Source organism: Priestia sp. SB1 (assembly GCF_038898415.1).
Window position 1 is genome coordinate 121,426 of the sequence record NZ_JBBJSS010000011.1, and the last position, 20,609, is coordinate 142,034.

General features: G+C 39.4%; 17 protein-coding genes. 3 read left to right on the top strand and 14 right to left on the bottom strand.

What is annotated here, in order from left to right:
* Positions 1 to 36: 36 nt before the first annotated feature.
* The 4 genes from WKH56_RS31100 to gatC form a co-directional block, all read right to left on the bottom strand.
* On the bottom strand, positions 37 to 969 hold the full coding sequence (locus tag WKH56_RS31100; RefSeq protein ID WP_028410196.1) for a diacylglycerol kinase: 933 nt from the start codon (positions 967 to 969) through the stop codon (positions 37 to 39).
* A gap of 234 nt (positions 970 to 1,203) precedes the next feature.
* Positions 1,204 to 2,634: an Asp-tRNA(Asn)/Glu-tRNA(Gln) amidotransferase subunit GatB gene (gene gatB / locus WKH56_RS31105; protein WP_013055057.1), complete on the bottom strand. Its 1,431-nt coding sequence runs from the start codon at positions 2,632 to 2,634 to the stop codon at positions 1,204 to 1,206.
* A 14-nt stretch (positions 2,635 to 2,648) separates the two neighbouring features.
* Complete coding sequence (gatA, locus tag WKH56_RS31110; protein ID WP_013055056.1) at positions 2,649 to 4,106, bottom strand: Asp-tRNA(Asn)/Glu-tRNA(Gln) amidotransferase subunit GatA; 1,458 nt, start codon at positions 4,104 to 4,106, stop codon at positions 2,649 to 2,651.
* Between the two features lie 16 nt (positions 4,107 to 4,122).
* Complete coding sequence (gene gatC / locus WKH56_RS31115) at positions 4,123 to 4,413, bottom strand: Asp-tRNA(Asn)/Glu-tRNA(Gln) amidotransferase subunit GatC (protein WP_013055055.1); 291 nt, start codon at positions 4,411 to 4,413, stop codon at positions 4,123 to 4,125.
* 365 nt (positions 4,414 to 4,778) lie between these two features.
* Between gatC and WKH56_RS31120 the strand changes: the two genes are divergently transcribed.
* Positions 4,779 to 5,264, top strand: a complete 486-nt coding sequence (locus tag WKH56_RS31120) for a DUF3920 family protein (protein WP_014461928.1) — start codon at positions 4,779 to 4,781, stop codon at positions 5,262 to 5,264.
* Positions 5,265 to 5,318: 54 nt separating this feature from the next.
* Here the strand turns inward: WKH56_RS31120 and WKH56_RS31125 are convergent, their stop codons facing one another.
* The 4 genes from WKH56_RS31125 to pcrB are packed head-to-tail and all read right to left on the bottom strand — an operon-like array spanning position 5,319 to position 11,529.
* On the bottom strand, positions 5,319 to 6,512 hold the full coding sequence (locus WKH56_RS31125; RefSeq protein WP_033580828.1) for a CamS family sex pheromone protein: 1,194 nt from the start codon (positions 6,510 to 6,512) through the stop codon (positions 5,319 to 5,321).
* A 13-nt stretch (positions 6,513 to 6,525) separates the two neighbouring features.
* Positions 6,526 to 8,532 (bottom strand): NAD-dependent DNA ligase LigA, encoded by a 2,007-nt coding sequence (ligA, locus tag WKH56_RS31130; RefSeq protein WP_310884149.1) that lies wholly within the window; start codon positions 8,530 to 8,532, stop codon positions 6,526 to 6,528.
* 20 nt (positions 8,533 to 8,552) lie between these two features.
* Entirely contained in the window at positions 8,553 to 10,778 is a 2,226-nt protein-coding gene (gene pcrA, locus WKH56_RS31135; protein WP_048021539.1) for a DNA helicase PcrA, read from the bottom strand.
* A 52-nt stretch (positions 10,779 to 10,830) separates the two neighbouring features.
* The gene (gene pcrB, locus WKH56_RS31140) at positions 10,831 to 11,529 is read right to left on the bottom strand and encodes a heptaprenylglyceryl phosphate synthase (protein WP_033580830.1); all 699 of its coding nucleotides are present in this window, start codon (positions 11,527 to 11,529) and stop codon (positions 10,831 to 10,833) included.
* Between the two features lie 512 nt (positions 11,530 to 12,041).
* Here pcrB and WKH56_RS31145 point away from each other — a divergent pair.
* Entirely contained in the window at positions 12,042 to 13,424 is a 1,383-nt protein-coding gene (locus tag WKH56_RS31145) for a glycine--tRNA ligase (RefSeq protein WP_028412526.1), read from the top strand.
* A gap of 38 nt (positions 13,425 to 13,462) precedes the next feature.
* Here the strand turns inward: WKH56_RS31145 and WKH56_RS31150 are convergent, their stop codons facing one another.
* Together WKH56_RS31150 and WKH56_RS31155 are read right to left on the bottom strand one after the other, a co-directional pair.
* A complete protein-coding gene (locus WKH56_RS31150; RefSeq protein WP_013055048.1) occupies positions 13,463 to 13,768 on the bottom strand; it encodes a YerC/YecD family TrpR-related protein in 306 nt (101 codons plus the stop codon).
* Positions 13,769 to 13,915: 147 nt separating this feature from the next.
* Positions 13,916 to 15,664 carry an adenine deaminase C-terminal domain-containing protein gene (locus WKH56_RS31155; protein WP_221831834.1) on the bottom strand — a complete coding sequence of 583 codons (1,749 nt, stop codon included), beginning with the start codon at positions 15,662 to 15,664 and terminating at the stop codon, positions 13,916 to 13,918.
* 102 nt (positions 15,665 to 15,766) lie between these two features.
* Here WKH56_RS31155 and WKH56_RS31160 point away from each other — a divergent pair, with 102 nt between their 5' ends.
* On the top strand, positions 15,767 to 16,024 hold the full coding sequence (locus tag WKH56_RS31160) for a YgaP family membrane protein (protein WP_016762773.1): 258 nt from the start codon (positions 15,767 to 15,769) through the stop codon (positions 16,022 to 16,024).
* Between the two features lie 30 nt (positions 16,025 to 16,054).
* On the opposite strand, the gene purD is transcribed toward WKH56_RS31160, so the two are convergent.
* From purD to purM, 4 genes are all read right to left on the bottom strand, one after another.
* Complete coding sequence (gene purD / locus WKH56_RS31165; protein ID WP_033580832.1) at positions 16,055 to 17,329, bottom strand: phosphoribosylamine--glycine ligase; 1,275 nt, start codon at positions 17,327 to 17,329, stop codon at positions 16,055 to 16,057.
* A 13-nt stretch (positions 17,330 to 17,342) separates the two neighbouring features.
* Positions 17,343 to 18,881 carry a bifunctional phosphoribosylaminoimidazolecarboxamide formyltransferase/IMP cyclohydrolase gene (gene purH / locus WKH56_RS31170; RefSeq protein ID WP_025752921.1) on the bottom strand — a complete coding sequence of 513 codons (1,539 nt, stop codon included), beginning with the start codon at positions 18,879 to 18,881 and terminating at the stop codon, positions 17,343 to 17,345.
* A gap of 103 nt (positions 18,882 to 18,984) precedes the next feature.
* Positions 18,985 to 19,563, bottom strand: a complete 579-nt coding sequence (gene purN / locus WKH56_RS31175; RefSeq protein WP_014461934.1) for a phosphoribosylglycinamide formyltransferase — start codon at positions 19,561 to 19,563, stop codon at positions 18,985 to 18,987.
* The gene (gene purM, locus WKH56_RS31180; protein ID WP_028412529.1) at positions 19,560 to 20,597 is read right to left on the bottom strand and encodes a phosphoribosylformylglycinamidine cyclo-ligase; all 1,038 of its coding nucleotides are present in this window, start codon (positions 20,595 to 20,597) and stop codon (positions 19,560 to 19,562) included. The genes purN and purM overlap by 4 nt, the downstream gene beginning before the upstream one ends.
* Positions 20,598 to 20,609: the final 12 nt, after the last annotated feature.

Below are 20,609 nucleotides of genomic sequence, written 5' to 3' on the forward strand. Positions count from 1 at the left end.
AAGCCAAACAAAGGAAAGCATGAAAAAAGATCGCAATTAGGCGATCTCATTTTTTTCCATCAATTCAGCTGTTGCTTTTGGAACAAAGATTTCTACATGGCGATATAAGTTTACAAATTCCCCAGGCAATAACCCACCGTACTCGCCATCTAGATTTAGCTGCATTTTATCATTCGTATGAATTTTAACACGGTTCGCTTTTGTATAAATAATGTGAGGATCATTGATATGTTCTCCTCGCAGCGCAAGTGTCGCAATTCGAATAAATTCAGCTAAATTTGCTTTCTTTAAAATAATTAAATCAAACATGCCGTCATCTAAAGAAGAATCTGGTGCCAGCTTTTCAAAACCGCCGACTGAGTTCGTTAAGGAAACGAGGAAGAACATAATCTCGCCGCCAAAGAATTTTCCGTCATACTCAATTTCAACAGATGTTGGTTTAATAGAAGGAAGCATTTCCATCCCTTTTAAATAGTAAGCTAGCTGTCCAAGCATTGTTTTTAACTTGCTTGGCACTTCATACGTTAATTCAGTTAAACGGCCGCCTCCGGCGATATTTACAAAATAATGCGTTTCTCCGTCGTTTGTTACACAGCCTAAATCAATTGGCTTCGTTACGCCTTCTACAATAACATCAACAGCGCCTTCAATTGTACGCGGAACATTAATGGCACGAGCAAAGTCATTGGTTGTTCCAACAGGAATAATACCTAGCTGCGGACGATAGTCTTGTCCGGCAATACCGTTTACGACTTCATTGATAGTACCGTCTCCACCGGCTGCGATTACAACGTCAAAGCGGCGCTCTACTGCTACTTTGGCAGCTTCTGTTGCATCGCCAGCACAAGTTGTAGCATGACAAGATGTTTCATAGCCTGCTTGCTCTAGCTTTTGCAAAACTTCCGGTAAGTTTTTCTTAAAAATTTCACGGCCCGATGTCGGGTTATAAATAATTCTCGCTCTTTTCATATTCATCATCCTAATAATGATAATTTGTCACAAATCTTTGCCTACTTTTATCAGTGAAAGAATGCCCCCTCACATTACATCATCAACAAGAGGGGGCATGAACAAACATATTATAAAGAAATTAACCTTGATATACAATATTCACGTTTCGGTTTTTATTCATACCTTCAGCGCGATCGCCCTTACTCATAATAAATGTGAGATGGATACCCACCTCACATTTAGTTATCAAATTTAGCGTTTATTAATTTCTTCTAAAAGAATTTTATTAACCATCGGTGGGTTCGCTTGACCTTTTGAAGCTTTCATAATTTGACCAACTAAGAAGCCGATTGCACGATCCTTACCGTTTTTGAAATCTTCAATAGATTGAGGGTTTGCATCTAATGCATCTGTTACGAATTTACGTAAAGTTGCATCATCAGAAATTTGTACAAGACCTTTTTCTTTTACAATTTTCTTTGCATCTCCGCCATTTTCAATTAATTCTTTGAATACTTTTTTCGCAATTTTAGACGAAATTGTACCTTCTTGAATTAATTGAATCATACCAGCTAGACCTTCAGGTGTTAATGCTACATCTGAAAGTTCTTTTTGATTTGAGTTTAAGTAAGCAGAAACTTCACCCATTAACCAGTTAGAAGATAGCTTAGCATCTCCGCCTGCAGCAAGTGTTGCTTCAAAGAAATCAGACATTTCTTTTGTTAGCGTTAATACCATTGCATCATAAGCAGGTAAGCCAAGCTCTTCTACATAGCGCTTTTTACGAGCATCTGGAAGTTCAGGAATCGAAGCACGAACGCGTTCTTTCCACTCTTCGTCGATGTGTAATTCTAATAAGTCAGGCTCTGGGAAGTAGCGGTAGTCGTCAGATCCTTCTTTTACACGCATCAGAATTGTTTCACCCGTAGACTCATCAAAACGGCGTGTTTCCTGCTCGATTAGGCCACCAGACAATAACACTTTTTCTTGACGAATTTCTTCGTGTTCAAGACCGCGGCGCACATAGTTAAATGAGTTTAAGTTCTTTAGCTCAGCTTTTGTACCAAACTCTTCTTGTCCAACTGGACGTAAAGAAATATTGGCATCACAGCGAAGTGAACCTTCTTCCATTTTACAGTCAGATACGCCTGTATATTGAATGATTGATTTTAGTTTTTCTAAATAAGCATATGCTTCTTCAGGAGAACGCATATCTGCTTCCGATACAATCTCAATTAGAGGTGTACCTTGACGGTTGAAGTCTACTAGTGAATAGCCATCGCCTGTATGCGTTAACTTACCAGCATCTTCTTCTAAATGAAGTCGGTTAATACGAATGCGCTTCGTTTCACCTTTCACTTCTACTTCAATCCAACCGTTCTCGCCAATTGGTTTATCAAATTGAGAGATTTGATAAGCTTTTGGGTTATCCGGATAGAAATAGTTTTTACGATCAAACTTTGTATCTGTTGCGATTTCACAGTTTAGCGCAAGCGCCGCTTTCATTGCAAAATCAACTGCTTCTTTGTTTAACACAGGTAGTACGCCAGGATAACCTAAGTCAATTACACTTGTGTTAGCATTTGGAGCCGCACCAAATGCGTTTGGACTTGCTGAGAAAATTTTAGATTTTGTCTTAAGCTCAACGTGTACTTCAAGACCAATAATCGTTTCAAAGTTCATCTTTATCTCACCCCTTACAGTGCTGGTTTCGCTTTATGATGCTCAGTTGCTTGTTCGAATGCATGAGCAACACGATAGATTGTGCTTTCGTCGAAATGCTTACCGATAATTTGTAACCCTAATGGCAATCCATTTGATAAGCCGCAAGGCACAGAAATACCAGGTACTCCAGCAAGGTTTACTGGGATTGTTAAAATATCGTTTGCATACATTGTTAATGGATCATCTGTTTTCTCACCAATTTTGAATGATGGAGTTGGTGTAGTTGGTCCAATGATAACGTCATAGTTTTCAAATACAGACTCAAAGTCTTGCTTAATTAACGTACGTACTTGCTGTGCTTTTTTGTAGTAAGCATCATAATAACCAGAGCTTAACGCAAATGTCCCAAGCATGATACGGCGTTTTACTTCGTTTCCAAAGCCTTCGCTTCGAGACTGCTTGTACATTTCGATTAAGTTCTCAGCATTATCTGTACGGTATCCGTAGCGAACGCCGTCAAAACGTGATAAGTTAGCAGACGCTTCAGAAGAAGATAATAGATAATACGTAGCTAATGCGTATTTAGAGTGTGGAAGCGATACTTCTTCCCAAGTTGCGCCTAGTCCTTCTAACACTTTTAGTGCATCTAAAACAGACTGGCGAGCTTCTTCGCCCACACCTTCGCCTAAGTATTCTTTTGGAACAGCAATTTTAAGGCCTTTTACGTCACCTGTTAAAGCAGATACATAATCCGGTACATCAACATTAGCAGAAGTAGAATCCATTGGGTCTACGCCTGAAATTGCTTGAAGTAAGTATGCATTATCTTCAACAGAATTTGTGATTGGTCCGATTTGATCTAAAGAAGATGCAAATGCCACTAATCCGTAACGAGATACGCGACCATACGTTGGTTTTAATCCAACAACACCGCAATAAGCAGCTGGCTGACGAATTGAACCACCTGTATCAGAACCTAAAGAGAACGGAACTTCTCCTGCTGCTACAGCTGCAGCTGAACCACCGCTAGATCCACCCGGTACGTAATCTAAATTCCATGGGTTGCGCGTTAACTGAAGACCTGAGTTTTCAGTTGAAGAACCCATTGCGAATTCATCCATATTTAATTTACCGATTGTTACTGCTTCAGCTGCCTGCAGTTTTTGAACAACTGTTGCATCATAAATCGGATCAAAGTTTGCTAGAATTTTACTAGAGCAAGTTGTACGTAAATCTTTTGTGACAATATTATCTTTTACACCGATCGGCATACCAAATAATAGGCCAAATTCATCTTTTGTTTGTAATGCTTCATCTAGCTCTTTTGCATAAGCACGAGCATTGTCTTCATTAAGCGCTAAGAACGCACCTACTTTATCATCTACTTCATTAATACGTTTGTATGATTCGTCTACTAAATCTTGTACACGTACTTCTTTCTTGTGTAAAAGGCTATGTAGTTCTGAAAGTTTACGATCGAATAAAGACATCGTAAAGCCTCCTTCCTTATTCTAAAATAGTTGGTACTCGAATGTAGCCATCCTTGTGGTCTGGCGCGTTTTTTACTACGTCTTCAATTGGTAAGCCTTTAGCTGGCTTATCTTCACGCATCACGTTTTTCATATCCAATACGTGAGAAGTTGGTTTTACATTTGTAGTATCTAGCTCATCTAATTGTTCTGCATATGTAATAATAGCATCTAATTGTTTTGTAAATAGTTCTGCTTCGTCATCCGTCACCGCAAGTCTCGCTAAGTTTGCAACGTGTTTTACTTGATCAACAGAAATTCTTGACATGTTCCTTCACCTCCGAATATTCGTCCCACTACAATATACTGATAATACCAAACTTCACTAGCAACAGGCAACATTTCTGAGACTAGTTCCTAAAATATTAAAAACCCCGCCAGACAAGACAGGGCTTACATTTATCACTTCTATTTTATACCAAATCTATTTCATTCAAACAACATTCCATACTTTTCCTTCGTCATAAAATATTTCTCTCTTGCATAGGTATAAAATAACCTTCTTTTTAGAAAAGATAGATAGAAAGAGAAACATGCTTTAGAAGAACACACCACCATGTTTTAATTTCACTAGTCTTTGGGAAAGTAAAGAAAACGAATAACTACTTTACCGTAAAAGAGGTGCTATAAAAATTGAATAAAATACTTATACAGTCAGTCATCCACCAGCGCCCTGTGTATCAGCAAAGCGGAAGATGGTTTGTATTAGATGAAGAATTCAAGTGGGATTTGTCCACCTTGCAAAAAGATGTTTTTGCTTGTTTAAATAAAGCCTTTCATATTCCTATCATTTTTTGTGATTCATGTGAAGCCAATAAAATTGTCTCCGCTCTTGGAGAAGAAGAAGCAGAATACCTGCAGTTTGCCTCAGGTGTTTACTGGCGAGAAGTCGGCATTATATTTATTTTTAAATTTGATGACTACCTTCCGCTTGTTGAAACCATCTTTCACGAGCTGCGTCACTATATTCAAGATCACATCCCTTATTATCAGAAAGAATTTGAGCTGGATAAAAAACGCCCGTATGAAGAGCGGACAACCGAACAAGATGCATTTGCATTTGCTGCTTATTATCTTGCTAAGTTTACAAGACAAAATTCTCATGCCATTCCTTCATAAAAGGCAATTTCATAGAATTAGAAAAAGACACTGCTTTCGCAGTGTCCTTTTTGCTTACTCTTCGTAAATATGAACGAACGGCTTGTCTTCATCTGCTTTTCTAACAATGAGAGCTTCCGGTCCGCTTACTGAGTTAATAGAGATACTCGTTTCCATATATGAAGGGAAATGATCAAGCATTAAACCAGCAACGTACTGAGTAAATCCTACAATTTCACCTTTTCCGTAAAATTGTACGGGAATATCAATCGTCATTTTTTGAAGCTGTCCATCTTTGTAATACCCTTTCCCTACTACGCTTGTAAAGTTCGGGAAGTAGTCTTCGATTTGCGCTTTAAACTCATCAAATTTCATCGCATCGTCTCGATGGTCTTTTGTTGCATCTGATGATGGGAATAAATAATATTTCTCATCTAAATTATCCCAGCTGCCAACAGCCGTATCATTTGAACCTGCATTTCCGACAGCCATGAAGTTACCTGGCGTTAAAGAAGCCTTAGCACTTTGTTTGAATAGTGCTACTCGAATTGGAACGTTTTCTAAGCCCTTGATATTACGCATACGCTGCACAATTTCATCGGCCATCTTTTTGCCTTGCTCTTCAATATTTTTATCGGTTAGTTGTTTTTCACGGGCATAACCATTTTCCTCTGTATAATAATGAACAGAATTCATCGCCAGACCAATTGTGACGCCTCCAAGTTTTACCTTATCGTCTCCGTCTTGAATAAGGTAATCTTGCTCAGTAATGTTCGCTAAGTACATTGGACTTGTTTCGTTACGAGTTTTCAAATCGCCTTTTTCTGTATCAATTGGGTTTAACCCAGTGTTTTTAAGCTTCTTTTTCGCCGTATCATCTTTTGCTTTGCTTTGAAGATCTTTAAACTGTTTATCACTCAGCTTACGGCTTAACCATGAGCGAATGGTATCTTTATCAAGGTACTGGCCTTCTTGATACACATATTTTTTCGGAGAATAGCTATCTGTCGATAAGCGCATTAAGCCTGTTTCAAATTCTTGCGCATCCAAGCGGTTATTTAAGTTTGCTGCGACTAAGCCTCTTGCCACTCCCGCTTTAAATGGAAGAATTGTTCGGTAATAATCATCTGAAATACTATACTTCGGAATAACTGCTTTTTCTTTCTTGTTGTTGGTTTGTTGAACAGTCTCTTTATCGTCCGAAAGGTTCGGTGCACACGCTGAAGTTACAAGCATGACCGCAAGAGAAAGTAACAATATCTTTTTCAACTACACACACCTCTTATTTATTTAATTCCGTAAGTAGCCTTGCTTCATCCCATACTTCAATTTCAAGCTCGTTAGCTTTTGTCAGTTTGGAACCAGCCTCTTCCCCTGCCACAACAAGGTCTGTCTTTTTACTTACGCTTCCTGTGACTTTACCGCCAAGTGCTTCAATTTGTGCTTTTGCCTCATTGCGAGATAGCTGTTCAAGCTTACCTGTTAATACAACGGTTTTACCAGCAAAAACAGAATCTACATTTTCTACACTTACAAGCTTGGGTCCTTTGTATGTAAGGTTTACTCCATACTCTTTTAATTCATGTATAAGTTCTTGAACCTCTTCTTGTGTAAAGTAAGCGACAATAGCATCAGCCATTTTGGCACCAATTTCATTAATTGCCACTAATTCATCATACGTTGCTTTTGTTAACTTGTCTATGGTTTCAAAGTGCTGAGCTAACGTCTTTGCAGCTTTTGCTCCAACGTGGCGAATGCCCAAACCAAAAAGCAAACGCTCAAGTGAATTTTCTTTAGAAGCTTCGATGGCCGCAATCAAATTATCAGCAGATTTCTCACCCATGCGCTCAAGCTCGATTAACTGCTGTTTTGTCAGCGTATAAATATCTGCTACATCTTTAATTAACTGTTCACGAAATAATTGTGATATAACTTTTTCACCAAGTCCATCAATGTTCATCGCATTGCGGGACACGAAATGAATAAGTCCTTCACGAATTTGAGCAGGACAGCTTGGATTAATGCAGCGAAGCGCAACTTCTCCTTCTAAACGTACCAGTTCACTTTCACATTCAGGGCAGTGAGTAGGCATCGTAAACTCTTGCTCTTCTCCCGTTCGCTTCTCTTCAATCACATTCACTACTTCAGGAATAATATCTCCTGCTTTTTTTACCACGACATAATCTCCGATGCGAATGTCCTTTTCACGAATCAAATCTTCATTGTGAAGAGACGCACGCTGTACCGTCGTACCTGCTACTTGAACCGGCTCCAAAATAGCTGTTGGCGTAATGACACCTGTCCGGCCTACCGTCAGCTCAATATTTACAAGCTTGGTTACAACTTCTTCAGCAGGAAACTTATAAGCAATAGCCCAGCGTGGACTCTTGGCCGTTGTTCCAAGCTCAGCCTGCTGATCAAATGAATCTACTTTTACAACAATGCCATCAATATCATAAGATAGTTCTGGACGTTTCGTTTGCCAGCTTTCGATATAAGCAATCACATCATCAATGGTTTCACACGTCTGTCTTTCTTTATTTGTTTTAAAGCCAAGATCATCGAGTAAATTCAAACTTTCGCTGTGAGAGTCGATTTCTAATTCTCCTGTATCAGTCATGGCATAGACAAAGATATCTAAATTACGTTTTGCCGCAATTTTAGGATCTAGCTGACGCAGTGAGCCAGCAGCTGCGTTACGGGGGTTAGCAAACGGAACTTCATCTCTTTCCATTTTTGCTTCATTAAGTGCTTCGAATGATTTCCTCGGCATAAATGCTTCTCCGCGAACTTCCATTGATAACGGTTCTTTAATTCGCAGTGGAATCGAGCGAATTGTTTTTAAGTTTTCAGTAATATTTTCACCAGTCGTACCATCTCCGCGCGTAGCACCCAGCACTAAGTATCCACCTTCATAGCGAAGAGATACAGCAAGGCCGTCAATTTTAAGTTCGCATACATAAGAAAACTCGTCTTCAACGGCTTGGCGCACTCGGCGATCAAAATCTCGAAGGTCTTCTTCATTAAATGCATTTCCTAAACTTAGCATAGACGTTTGATGCTGAACCTTCTCAAACGCATCGAGCACTTGGCCGCCGATGCGCTGAGTAGGTGAGTCAGCTGTTTTTAATTCTGGAAACGATTCTTCTATTTCAATTAACTCATTCATTAATTTATCGTATTCTGCATCTGGAACAGATGGCTGATCTAACACATAATATTCATAACCATATTGATTTAATAAGTCACGTAATTCTTGAACGCGTGATTTTGCTGTCTCAAACTCCATATTCTAGCTCCTTTTCACGATTACACTTTCGTAACCGGGGCAAATTTAGCAAGCAGTCTTTTTACACCTGTAGGACTAGGAAAAGCAATGTCTAATTCTTTTGAGTCTCCTTCTCCTTTTACACTTACAACTGTACCAATTCCCCATTTTTTATGCTCGGCCTTATCTCCAACGCTCCATCCAATCGATTCACTGCCCGTTGATACAAGCTTCGTTTTTGCCACGGCCGCTTGTCGGCGCGCTGCAAACGGCGAAGCTGAAGCCCCTGAACGACCAGCAGCAGGCTTGCGCATCGTTTCATTTAAAGATTCCACAAGCTCGCTTGGGATTTCTCCAATGAAGCGCGATTTTGGATTAACGTTTGTTTTACCAAATAGTGTACGCATTTGAGCATTTAATAAATACAATTCTTGTTCAGCACGTGTAATCCCTACGTAGGCTAAGCGTCGTTCTTCTTCCATTTCATTATCTTCGAATAACGATCGGCTATGAGGGAATACGCCTTCTTCCATACCCATTAGGAAAACAACCGGGAACTCTAGACCTTTTGCTGAGTGAAGCGTCATCAGAATCACTTGTTCGTTCTCTTCTTCTTCCTCGTCGTCAAGCTTATCGATATCAGCAACAAGCGCTAAATCGGTTAAAAATGCTACTAAGCTCTTATCTTCGCTTGCTTCTTCAAACGTTTTTGTAACAGATAAAAACTCATCAATATTCTCTAAGCGACTTTGTGCTTCAATTGTTTTTTCTACTTTAAGCGCTTCACGGTACCCTGTTCTTTCTAATACTTGTTCCACAAGCTCTGTTACAGACATATAGTCTTGCATTTGAGCTAAGTTTGAAATCATGGATTGGAAATCACGAAGTGCCTTTGTTGCTTTACCCGTTAACCCCATCAATTCTACTTCATCAAGCGCTTTGAAAATAGAAATGTCATGAACGTTTCCGTAATTGGCTACTTTATCGACTGAAGTAGCTCCAACTCCGCGTTTTGGAACGTTCACAATACGAGCTAAGCTAATGTCATCATCTTGGTTGGCAATTAAGCGTAAGTACGCAAGCAAATCTTTAATCTCTTTGCGGTCGTAGAACTTAATCCCGCCGACAATTGTATAGTTAATATTGGATTTTAGCAGTACTTCCTCCATTACACGCGACTGTGCATTTGTACGATACAAAATGGCAAAATCGCTATATTTACGTTTGCCGCTGTCTACTGCTTCTTTGATTTTACGTGCTACAAACTGTGCCTCATCATGCTCACTCATTGCTTGGTAATGATAAAGCTTCTGGCCTTCATCGTTTTCCGTCCATAAGTTTTTCACTTTACGATTCATATTATTTGCAATGACGCCGTTTGCCGCAGCCAAAATCGTTTTCGTTGAACGATAATTTTGTTCAAGCAAAATGGTTTTTGCTTTTGGGTAATCTTTTTCAAATGACAAGATATTTGTAATATCAGCCCCGCGCCAGCGGTAAATAGACTGATCTGAATCCCCTACTACGCATACATTTTCAAATCGTGCGGCTAGCAAGCGAACCAGCATATATTGTGCATGGTTTGTATCTTGATACTCGTCCACATGAATATATTGAAACTTGCGCTGATAGTACGTTAACACTTCAGGAACTCGTTTAAATAACTGAATCGTTGTCATAATCAAATCATCAAAATCGAGCGCTTGGTTTTTCTTTAAACGCTTTTCATACTCTTTATAGACTTTACTTACAACTTCTTCATATGGTCCTGCTGCTGTTTTATCAAATTCTTCCGCTACTTTCAGTTCATTTTTAGCTGAACTAATGCTTCCTAATAGCGAGCGCGGATCGAATTTTTTTGGGTCGATGTTTTGATCTTTTAAAATGTTTTTAATAACGGACAGCTGATCCGTTGAATCTAAAATCGTAAAGTTGCGATTAAAGCCAATACGATCAATATCTCTTCGTAAAATACGTACGCACATCGAGTGGAACGTTGAAATCCAGATATCTTCTGCCACTCCGCCAACGATACTTGCCACACGCTCTCTCATTTCACGAGCTGCTTTGTTTGTGAAGGTAATAGCTAAAATATTCCAAGGTGCAACTTCTTTTTCCGCCATTAAAAACGCAATTCGATGCGTTAATACGCGTGTTTTCCCACTTCCTGCACCAGCCATAAGTAATAATGGTCCGTCTGTTGTTTTAACTGCCTCTTGCTGCTGAGGGTTTAATCCTGTTAATAATTTTTCACTTAAAAAATTCACGTTTTCACCGCCTATATCGAACATATATTCTCTATTCTACTTTATTTATTTTTCACTGTGCAATATTCTTTTTTACCGCTTTTACCGTTTTTAATGCTTCCGATAAATTTGTATAAATAACATTTCCTACAATAACTGTATCAGCTAGCTCTCCCATCTCACTTGCTTGCTCTTTTGTCTCAATACCGCCGCCGTAAAATAACTTCGTCTCATTTAGCGAATTTTTCACTTCTGCCACTAATGCAGGGTCTCCATATGTTCCACTGTATTCTAGATAGAAAACGGGCAAATGAAACATGCGTTCAGCCATGCGAGCATACGCTACAACATCTTCTGCATCCAAATCGGTTTTCGCTTCCGTTAGCGCAGCTACTTTTGCTTCGGGGTTAAGTACGCAGTATCCTTCTACAAAAATTTCATCCCAGTCCATGATTTCACCGTATTCCTTCATCGCCGCATGATGTAAGTCAACAATCCACTTTGGATCCTTGCTGTTTAAAACGGTCGGAATGAAATAAGAATCAAAACCAGGCGTTACAGAGTCAATTGTTGATACTTCTAGCGCACACGGCACCGTGTAGCGGCGAATACGCATTAACAGCTGCAGCACATTGTCTAAAGTTACTCCGTCTGATCCTCCAACAAGAACCGCATCCGTGCCGGATTCGCAAATTTTTTCTAAATCTGCATCTGAAATTTCTTTATTAGGGTCTAATTTAAAGACATGTCTCCACTCTTTAATATCATACATATAGGTTCCTCCATTTCTTTACACTTAAAAGTTCGCGCTCGTCCATTTGTTCATTATAACAAAACTAAGAGGGTGAAATGAAAGGAAAACCGAACTTTTCATCACGTTTTTTGTTTTCAAAAAATATGGATAAAAGATATGGTTTTATCCTCAAATTCCGGAAGAAAACATCACAAAAAAAGCCCATTTTGCACAAGGTTATTGTTTCTCTGCATAGGATATGCTAATATATAGCTACTAAAATTCATATGATATACGCTGAAGGATCAATAGTACTTAAATCCTCTTCACAAAGCGAACTAGGGACGGTGGGAGCCTAGAGAATGGTTTAAGGAAAAGGCAATCTGGAGTATATACAGACGAAGGTGGATACATTTTGTATCAACCAGGGTGGAACCGCGGGAAAAACTCTCGTCCCTGGGCATATTGTTGATATGCCCAGGGACGAGAGTTTTTTTGTACCCGCTCTTTTTGTTTCGCTTGAATTACTACCATTTACAGGAGGAATTAGAATGTCAAAAACAATGGATCAAATCGTATCTCACGCCAAACATCGCGGCTTTGTATTTCAAGGTTCTGAAATTTACGGCGGTCTTGCAAATACATGGGATTACGGCCCGCTTGGCGTAGAATTAAAAAACAATATTAAAAAAGCATGGTGGAAAAAATTCATTCAAGAATCTCCATACAACGTTGGTTTAGACGCTGCGATTTTAATGAATCCAAAAACATGGGAAGCTTCTGGTCACTTAGGAAACTTTAATGACCCAATGATCGACTGTAAGGATTGTAAAGCTCGTCACCGTGCTGATAAATTAATTGAAGAAAAGCTTCAAGAAAAAGGCATTGAAATGATCGTAGACGGCCTTTCATTTGATGCAATGGCTGACTTAATTAAAGAACATGAAATTACATGTCCTGAGTGTGGTTCAGCTAACTTCACTGAAATTCGTCAATTTAACTTAATGTTCAAAACGCACCAAGGTGTAACTGAAACATCAACAAATGAAATTTACCTTCGTCCTGAAACAGCTCAAGGTATTTTCGTAAACTTTAAAAACGTTCAGCGCTCAATGCGTAAAAAGCTTCCATTCGGTATCGGCCAAGTGGGTAAAAGCTTCCGTAACGAAATTACACCTGGTAACTTCACATTCCGTACACGTGAATTTGAACAAATGGAGCTTGAATTCTTCTGTAAACCAGGCACTGAATTAGAATGGTTTAACTACTGGAAAGAAACATGTAACAAATGGCTTCTTTCTCTTGGCATGAAAGAAGAAAACGTTCGTCTTCGCGACCATGATGATGATGAACTTTCTCACTACAGTAATGCAACAACAGACTTTGAATACAAATTCCCATTCGGCTGGGGCGAACTATGGGGCGTAGCTTCTCGTACAGACTATGACTTAAAGCAGCATATGGAACACTCTGGAGAAGACTTCCAATACGTTGATCAAGAAACAAACGAACGCTATGTACCTTACTGCATCGAGCCTTCTTTAGGTGCTGACCGTGTAACATTGGCTTATATGATTGATGCATATGAAGAAGAAACGTTAGAAGACGGCTCATCTCGTACAGTAATGCAGCTTCACCCTGCTTTAGCACCATTTAAAGCTGCTGTATTGCCACTTTCTAAAAAGCTTTCTAACGAAGCGCGCGCTGTCTTTGAAGATTTAGCAAAACACTTTATGATTGACTACGATGATGCTGGTTCAATCGGTAAACGTTACCGTCGCCATGATGAAATCGGTACGCCTTTCTGTATTACATTCGACTTCGATTCATTAGAAGACAATCAAGTAACAATTCGTAACCGCGACACAATGGAACAAAAACGTGTAGCAATTAGCGACCTAAAAAATATCATTGAAGAAGCAACTCAATTTTAATTAAAAAAATAAGCGTATGGCTGCTTCAGCCATACGCTTTACTTTTGATTTGAATCTTCTTGAAGGCGTTCTAACACCATTTGATACGCATCGCTTCCATAATTCAAGCAGCGTTTAACACGGGAAATAGTCGCTGTGCTTGCTCCAGTTTCCGTCTCAATTTTATGGTACGTGTTGCCTTCTCTTAGCATTCTTGCTACTTCTAAGCGCTGTGCTAATGATTGAATTTCATTAACTGTACATAGGTCATCAAAAAATTGATAGCATTCTTCAATGTTTTCTAATGATAAAATCGCTTGAAATAGCTGATCTAATTCTTTTCCTCGTAGTTTGTTGATTTGCATCGTATCGAACTCCTTTATCATTGGCTTTCTTTACTGGTTGTTTCTATCTATAAAATACAGTTTCTATATTTATTTGCACATACATTCATTCTGTATGAAGACAGCCAATTTCATACAAATTTCAAATTCCTTTGATACTTTTATATTTTAACGCATTATAGACGGAAAAAGTACTTTTTTATTCATAACGTCATAAATTCCTACTGGCGTAATACGAATATAAGGCAAATGTGTAGACGAAAAGAAAAGCAGTGAATAGACAGGATCGTCGTGTTTGTATCCTCGCTCCCCCAGCACTTTCTTTAGTTCCACCTCTCGTTTACTTAACTCTTCCATCGGCAGATTCGACATGACTCCTTTTAACGGAAGATCCAGTTCATATACTACCTTCTCTCCTTCTGTAATAACAATACCGCCGCCAATTTCTTTCATACGTTTAAATGCACACATCATATCTTTTTTTGATTTTCCAATTAAAATAAAATCACCTGTATTTGAAAATGAACTCGCCAGTCCCGATACATTTGTGGCAAATCCTTTTAACAGCGTATTGATGCGCCACTTGCCTTCTCGGTCCACCAGCACTAAAAAGCTTTCATCATGATCAGAGGCTAATACATCTCCGCTCACATTTAAGTGAATTGAATACGGCTCCATAATAACAGCATTTTTCATTTTCACGCCTACTGGCATTGAAAATTGAAAATCGTCCATCGTTAAATCAAAGTCTAACTTTAACGGTGAAAAACCAAACTTTCCCCAAGGAAATTCTACCGAGGCTAATGCTTGTTCTTTGCCTTCTTTTTTCATCCACTTTCCTTTTGCTAAGACAGATACCGGAGTAGGCCGCATAGGATCTTCTAAAATATTAATATTAGCCACACAGCCTGTTGCTACATGCCCGTGCAAATGTTCCATGTTATAATAGCGAGCAATATTTACAGACACCATATTATAAGCATCTAACACAGGAACTCCTTCTGAAATAGCTAATGTAATTAACATATCTGACACGCCGTTTTGGTAAAAAGAAGGCGGAGAACCGTCTGTATTCATGGTAATATGGTCAAAATAATCTACCTGCAGCTCTTTTAACTCCTGCAGCAGTTTTGGCAAATCTGGCCGAATGGAAGAGTGGCGCAAAGCAACGTCATAGCCTTGCGTTAACCGAGCAACAACATCTTCCCCTGTCATAGACTCATGATCGCTGTCTGCCCCGAGCAATTTCATTTTTGCTAAGGTAAATGCTGACGCCCCCGGGAAATGTCCTTCAATATGCTTCCTCATCCGCTTTGTCTCTTGAACCCAGTGAAGCATTAAATCATCTCCGTCTAAAAGCTTCGGCCAACTTGTCAGTTCGCCTCCTTGTAAGACAGCTTCATTTTGTAGCCAAGAAGTAATGTTTGTATGTGAGAAGATATCAGCCTCTTCATCAATTTCTGTCTGCGAATCAAATCTGCACCACCAATACAGTGACTGTGGTAACGTTTTCATTTCTTCAATCAATGAAAATGCCGTTTTTTGTTCAAGCTGTAAAGCGAGAATTAAATTATCATTAAATAAAGTGGTTGTTCCGTGCTTGGCTGCATATTGGGAAAAAGTCTGGGGATTATATAACTGAAACGGGTGAACATGCGGCTCAATATACCCAGGAACCACATATTTCTCACTGCAGTCTATAATCTCTGTAGAAGCGTCTGTGTGCTTAGGCATCTCTGAGCCAACGTATACAATACGATCTTGGTAAACCCAAATATGTGCTTTTTTCCACTGCTTCATTCGAGCGTTCAAATATGTTGCATCTTTTAAGACAATAGTTGGTGCTTTTTGACCGTTTAATACTAAAAGCTGCTGTCTAATATGTTTGCTTTTCCAGCGGTATCTCTGTTCCGGCATGCTAAATTCCCCCTAATTTACTATGTATTTTTATCGTAACACATCCGTGATGTAAACGCATTCAGAAACTGTTATTAATTTTATGAATAAAGGTGATAAAACATGAAACCAAATATCGGTATTGTTAACGCATTAATTCGACTTACACTGGGCTTTACCCTTCTTTCTTGGACAACATCTCGTTTATCTCGCAGACCGTACAAAGATTCATACATCTTCTTAGGGTTAATGGGAGCTTTAAAAGTTGCAGAAGGCATCACGCGTTTTTGCCCCCTTACGTACGCATATGATTCGTGTCAAAAACACGATGAACATGAACACCATCCAAATGGAAACGAAGAAACGTATAATCCTTCATAAGGTAAAAAGGAGAGCCGGAGCTCTCCTTTTTTATTTTAAAGCTGCTTTTGCTAATGCACGATGGCCGATGTCTTTGCGATAGAAAAAGCCTTTTTCTACATCGATATGAGCCATTTGTTTGTATACTTCTTGCTGCGCTTCTTGAAGAGTTGCTCCTTTGGCACCTACTAATAGAACGCGGCCGCCGTTCGAAACGTATGTGTCGTTTTCTAAAGCCGTACCAGCGTGGAAAACAAGCGCGTCTTCACTGATCGCATCCAATCCGTTAATTGGCGCACCCTTTTGATAATCTTCTGGGTAACCCGCTGCTGCTAATACAATTCCAATAGCTGCTTCGTTATCCCATTCAATTTCTACTTTTTCTTCTTTCAAAATGCGAAGAAGCACATCGACTAAATCGCTTTTCATACGGGGCAGTACAACCTGTGTTTCAGGATCTCCAAAACGCGCATTAAATTCAATCACTTTTGGTCCTTTTTGTGTTTGAATCAGACCAGCATATAGAATTCCCGTATACTCACAGCCTTCTTCAGCTAATCCTTTAGCCATTGGAAGTAAGATGTTTTCTACAGCCTCTTGTACTTCTGCATCACTAATTTGCGGAACAGGAGAGTAAGCTCCCATGCCTCCTGTGTTCGGACCTTGATCACCGTCAAAAGCACGCTTATGATCTTGTGCAATTACCATTGGATACACATTTGTCCCGCGTACGAATGCCATTAATGAAAATTCTTCACCATCCAAAAATTCTTCTACAACTACTTTGGCACTTGCTTCTTTAAATTTTTGATCAACTAGAAAATCACGTAATGTATCTACAGCTTCTTCTACTGTTAAAGCAACAGTTACACCTTTACCAGCTGCTAAGCCATCTGCTTTAATAACAATTGGAGCGCCTTGCTTTTCCACATATGCTTTTGCTTCCTCGTAAGACGTAAATGTTTCATACGCTGCGGTTGGAATATCATACTTTTTCATGAGCTCTTTTGCAAAGCTTTTGCTTCCTTCAATCATCGCTGCTTGTTTGCGCGGTCCAAAGACCGGAAGACCTTCTTGTTCGAATCGATCAACAATGCCTTCAATTAGCGGATTTTCTGGTCCAACAATTGTTAATCCAATCTTATTTTCTTTTGCAAACTGCACAAGCTCTTCTTGGCTGCTTTCATCGATTGGTACAATCGTTGCCACATCTCTCATGCCTGGGTTTCCTGGTGCTACAAACACTTCGTTAACAAGTGGACTTTTTGAAGCTTTCCATGCAATTGTATGCTCTCTTCCGCCTTTTCCAATAACTAAAACATTCACGTTCTTCACCTCATTAATGTTTAAAATGTCTTACGCCTGTAAATACCATTGCAATGCCGTATTCATCTGCTTTTGCAATTGACTCTTCATCACGAATTGATCCGCCTGGCTGAATAATAGCTGTGATTCCTGCTTTAGCTGCTGCTTCTACTGTATCGCCCATTGGGAAGAAAGCATCTGAACCTAAAGCTGAACCTTGTGCTTTTTCACCAGCTTGTTCAATTGCAATTTTTGCAGCGCCCACGCGGTTCATTTGACCAGCACCTACGCCAATTGTCATGTCATCTTTTGCAAGTACAATAGCATTAGACTTAACATTTTTAACAACTTTCCATGCTAATTTTAAATCTGCCCACTCTTTTTCTGTTGGCTCGCGTTTCGTTGGAACAGTAATCGTTGCATCATCAAATCCGAATACGTCTTCATCCTGAACAAGCACGCCGCCTTTTACAGACGTTAAGAAAGCTTCTTTTTCTGCTTTTTCATCAAGCTCTATCGTTAGTAAACGAAGGTTTTTCTTAGCTGTTAATACATCTAATGCTTCTTGATCGAACGCAGGAGCAATGATAATTTCTAAGAAAATTTCTTTTAACTGAATAGCCGTTTCACGGTCGATAGGACGGTTAGCTGCTACGATGCCGCCAAAGATAGATGTAGGATCCGCTTCATATGCTTTTTGATAAGCTTGAGCAATTGTTTCACCCACACCTACACCGCAAGGATTCATATGTTTGATCGCTACGATAGCCGGCTCTTTGAATTCTTTTACGATTTGAAGAGCTGCGTTTGCATCGTTGATATTATTGTATGATAACTCTTTTCCATGCAGCTGCGTAGCTGTTGCAATAGAACCTTTTTGTGTTAACGGCTTTTTATAAAAAGAAGCTTGTTGGTGAGGGTTTTCTCCGTATCGTAAGCCTTGAACGCGCTCATACGTTACTGTTAATTTCTCAGGAGTTGTTTCACCTGTAATGTTTGTTAAGTATTCAGCGATTAATGCATCATAAGCTGCCGTATGACGGAATACTTTTGCTGCTAATCGTTGGTTGGTTTCAAATGAAACATTGCCATCCGCTTTTAACTCTTCTACTACGGTTGCGTAATCGCTTGGATCTACTACAACTGAGACAGAACGATAGTTTTTCGCAGCTGAACGAAGCATTGTAGGTCCACCGATGTCAATATTCTCAATCGCTTCAGCAAGCGTTACATCCTCTTTTTCAATTGTCTTTTTAAATGGATATAAGTTTACAACTACAAAGTCGATTGGCGAGATATTATGCTCTTTCATTTGAGCTTGATGCTCTTCATTATCGCGTAACGCTAATAAAGCACCGTGAACGTTAGGATGCAATGTTTTTAAACGGCCGTCTAAAATTTCTGGGAAACCAGTTACTTCAGAGATTCCGATAACGTCAATGCCGTTTTCTTCTAGGGTACGCTTTGTACCGCCAGTTGAAATAATTTCTACTCCTAAGTCCTTTAATTCTTGTGCAAATGAAACAATACCTTCTTTATCAGATACGCTAATAAGCGCGCGTTTTGCTGTCATTTTGTAAACTCCTCCTGATCCGATCTCTCATTTAAAATCTTTCTTTCACTACTACTCTACCATAGTAAAGGATTAAAACTTTTTTGACAAGGTTACATCCTATTTATTTAACTGCGGCTTGTTCAAATAATTCATTCAGTACCGCGGGATAAAATTGATGTTCAATTTCATGAATACGGGCCTCAACTGTTTCTCTTGTATCGCCTTTTTCAATGCGAATAGCCTGCTGGTCAATAATTGGTCCTGTATCCATGCCTTCATCTACAAAATGCACGGTAATTCCAATCACTTTTACTCCTGCATCAAAAGCTTGACCAATAGCATCAATCCCAGGAAATGCAGGTAAAAGCGAAGGGTGGATATTAACAATACGATTTTTGTATGGCTTAAGCAACGTCGAACCAACTAATCGCATATATCCTGCTAAAACAAGAAATTCTACTTTAGCTGATGTAAGCTCTGCAAGAATTGCTGCTTCATACGCTTCTTTATTTTCATAGTTTTTAGGCGAACAAACAAAGCATGGTATTCCACATGCTTTTGCTCGTTCAATTACGTATGCATCCGGTTTATTACAAACAACAAGCGCAATATTTGCTTTTAATCGACCTGACTGAGTTGCTTCGTAGATGGATTGAAAGTTACTGCCGTTTCCAGAAGCAAACACTGCAATATTTATCATGCAAACGTCCCTCCAGCAAATTCAACACCTGTTCCTTCTTTGACACGTCCGATAACAAATGCTTTTTCGCCTTCGTTTTCAATTGCTTCAATGACTTTATTCATATCTTCAGGTTCAACAGCTAAAACAAATCCGATTCCCATATTGAATACTTCGAACATTTCTTTACGGTCTAGCTTGCCTTGCTCTTCAAGGAAATCAAACACGTATGGAATTGGCCAAGAACCGTAATCGATTTCTACACCTAAACCTTCAGGAAGCATACGAGGGATATTTTCAACAAATCCGCCTCCAGTAATATGAGCCATACCTGCAATCTTAGCTGCATGTAATGCTTTTAGGACCGGCTTCACGTATATTTTTGTTGGCGTTAATAACTCAACTCCGAGCTTTTCATTAAAACCAGCGTAAGTTTCGTGAAGATTTAACCCTTGATCATCAACAATTTTACGTACAAGAGAGTAGCCGTTGCTGTGAATACCGCTAGATGAGATACCGATCAACAGCTGTCCAGCTTTAATCTCATCTCCAGTAATAATTTCTGACTTTTCTACCGCTCCTACTGTAAACCCTGCAAGATCATATTCATCTTCTTCGTATAAACCTGGCATTTCAGCTGTTTCTCCGCCAATTAACGCACAGTTGGACTGTTCACAGCCGTCTGCAATTCCTTTTACAATCGATTCAATTTTTTCAGGAACTGCTTTCCCGCAAGCAATATAATCTAAGAAGTAGAGAGGCTCTGCTCCTTGTGCTAAAACGTCGTTTACACACATGGCCACTGCATCCACACCGATTGTGTCATGCTTATCCATTTGAAAAGCAAGTTTCAATTTTGTTCCTACTCCATCTGTACCAGAAACAAGAACAGGCTCTTTTAAATTCAATGTAGATAAATCGAACATTCCGCCAAAGCCGCCGACTGTTCCCATAATACCTGCACGAGCAGTTCGTTCTACGTGCTTTTTAATACGTGAAACAGCTTCATATCCTGCTTCTAAGTCAACTCCAGCTTGTTTATATGAATATGACATGTTGTCACTCCT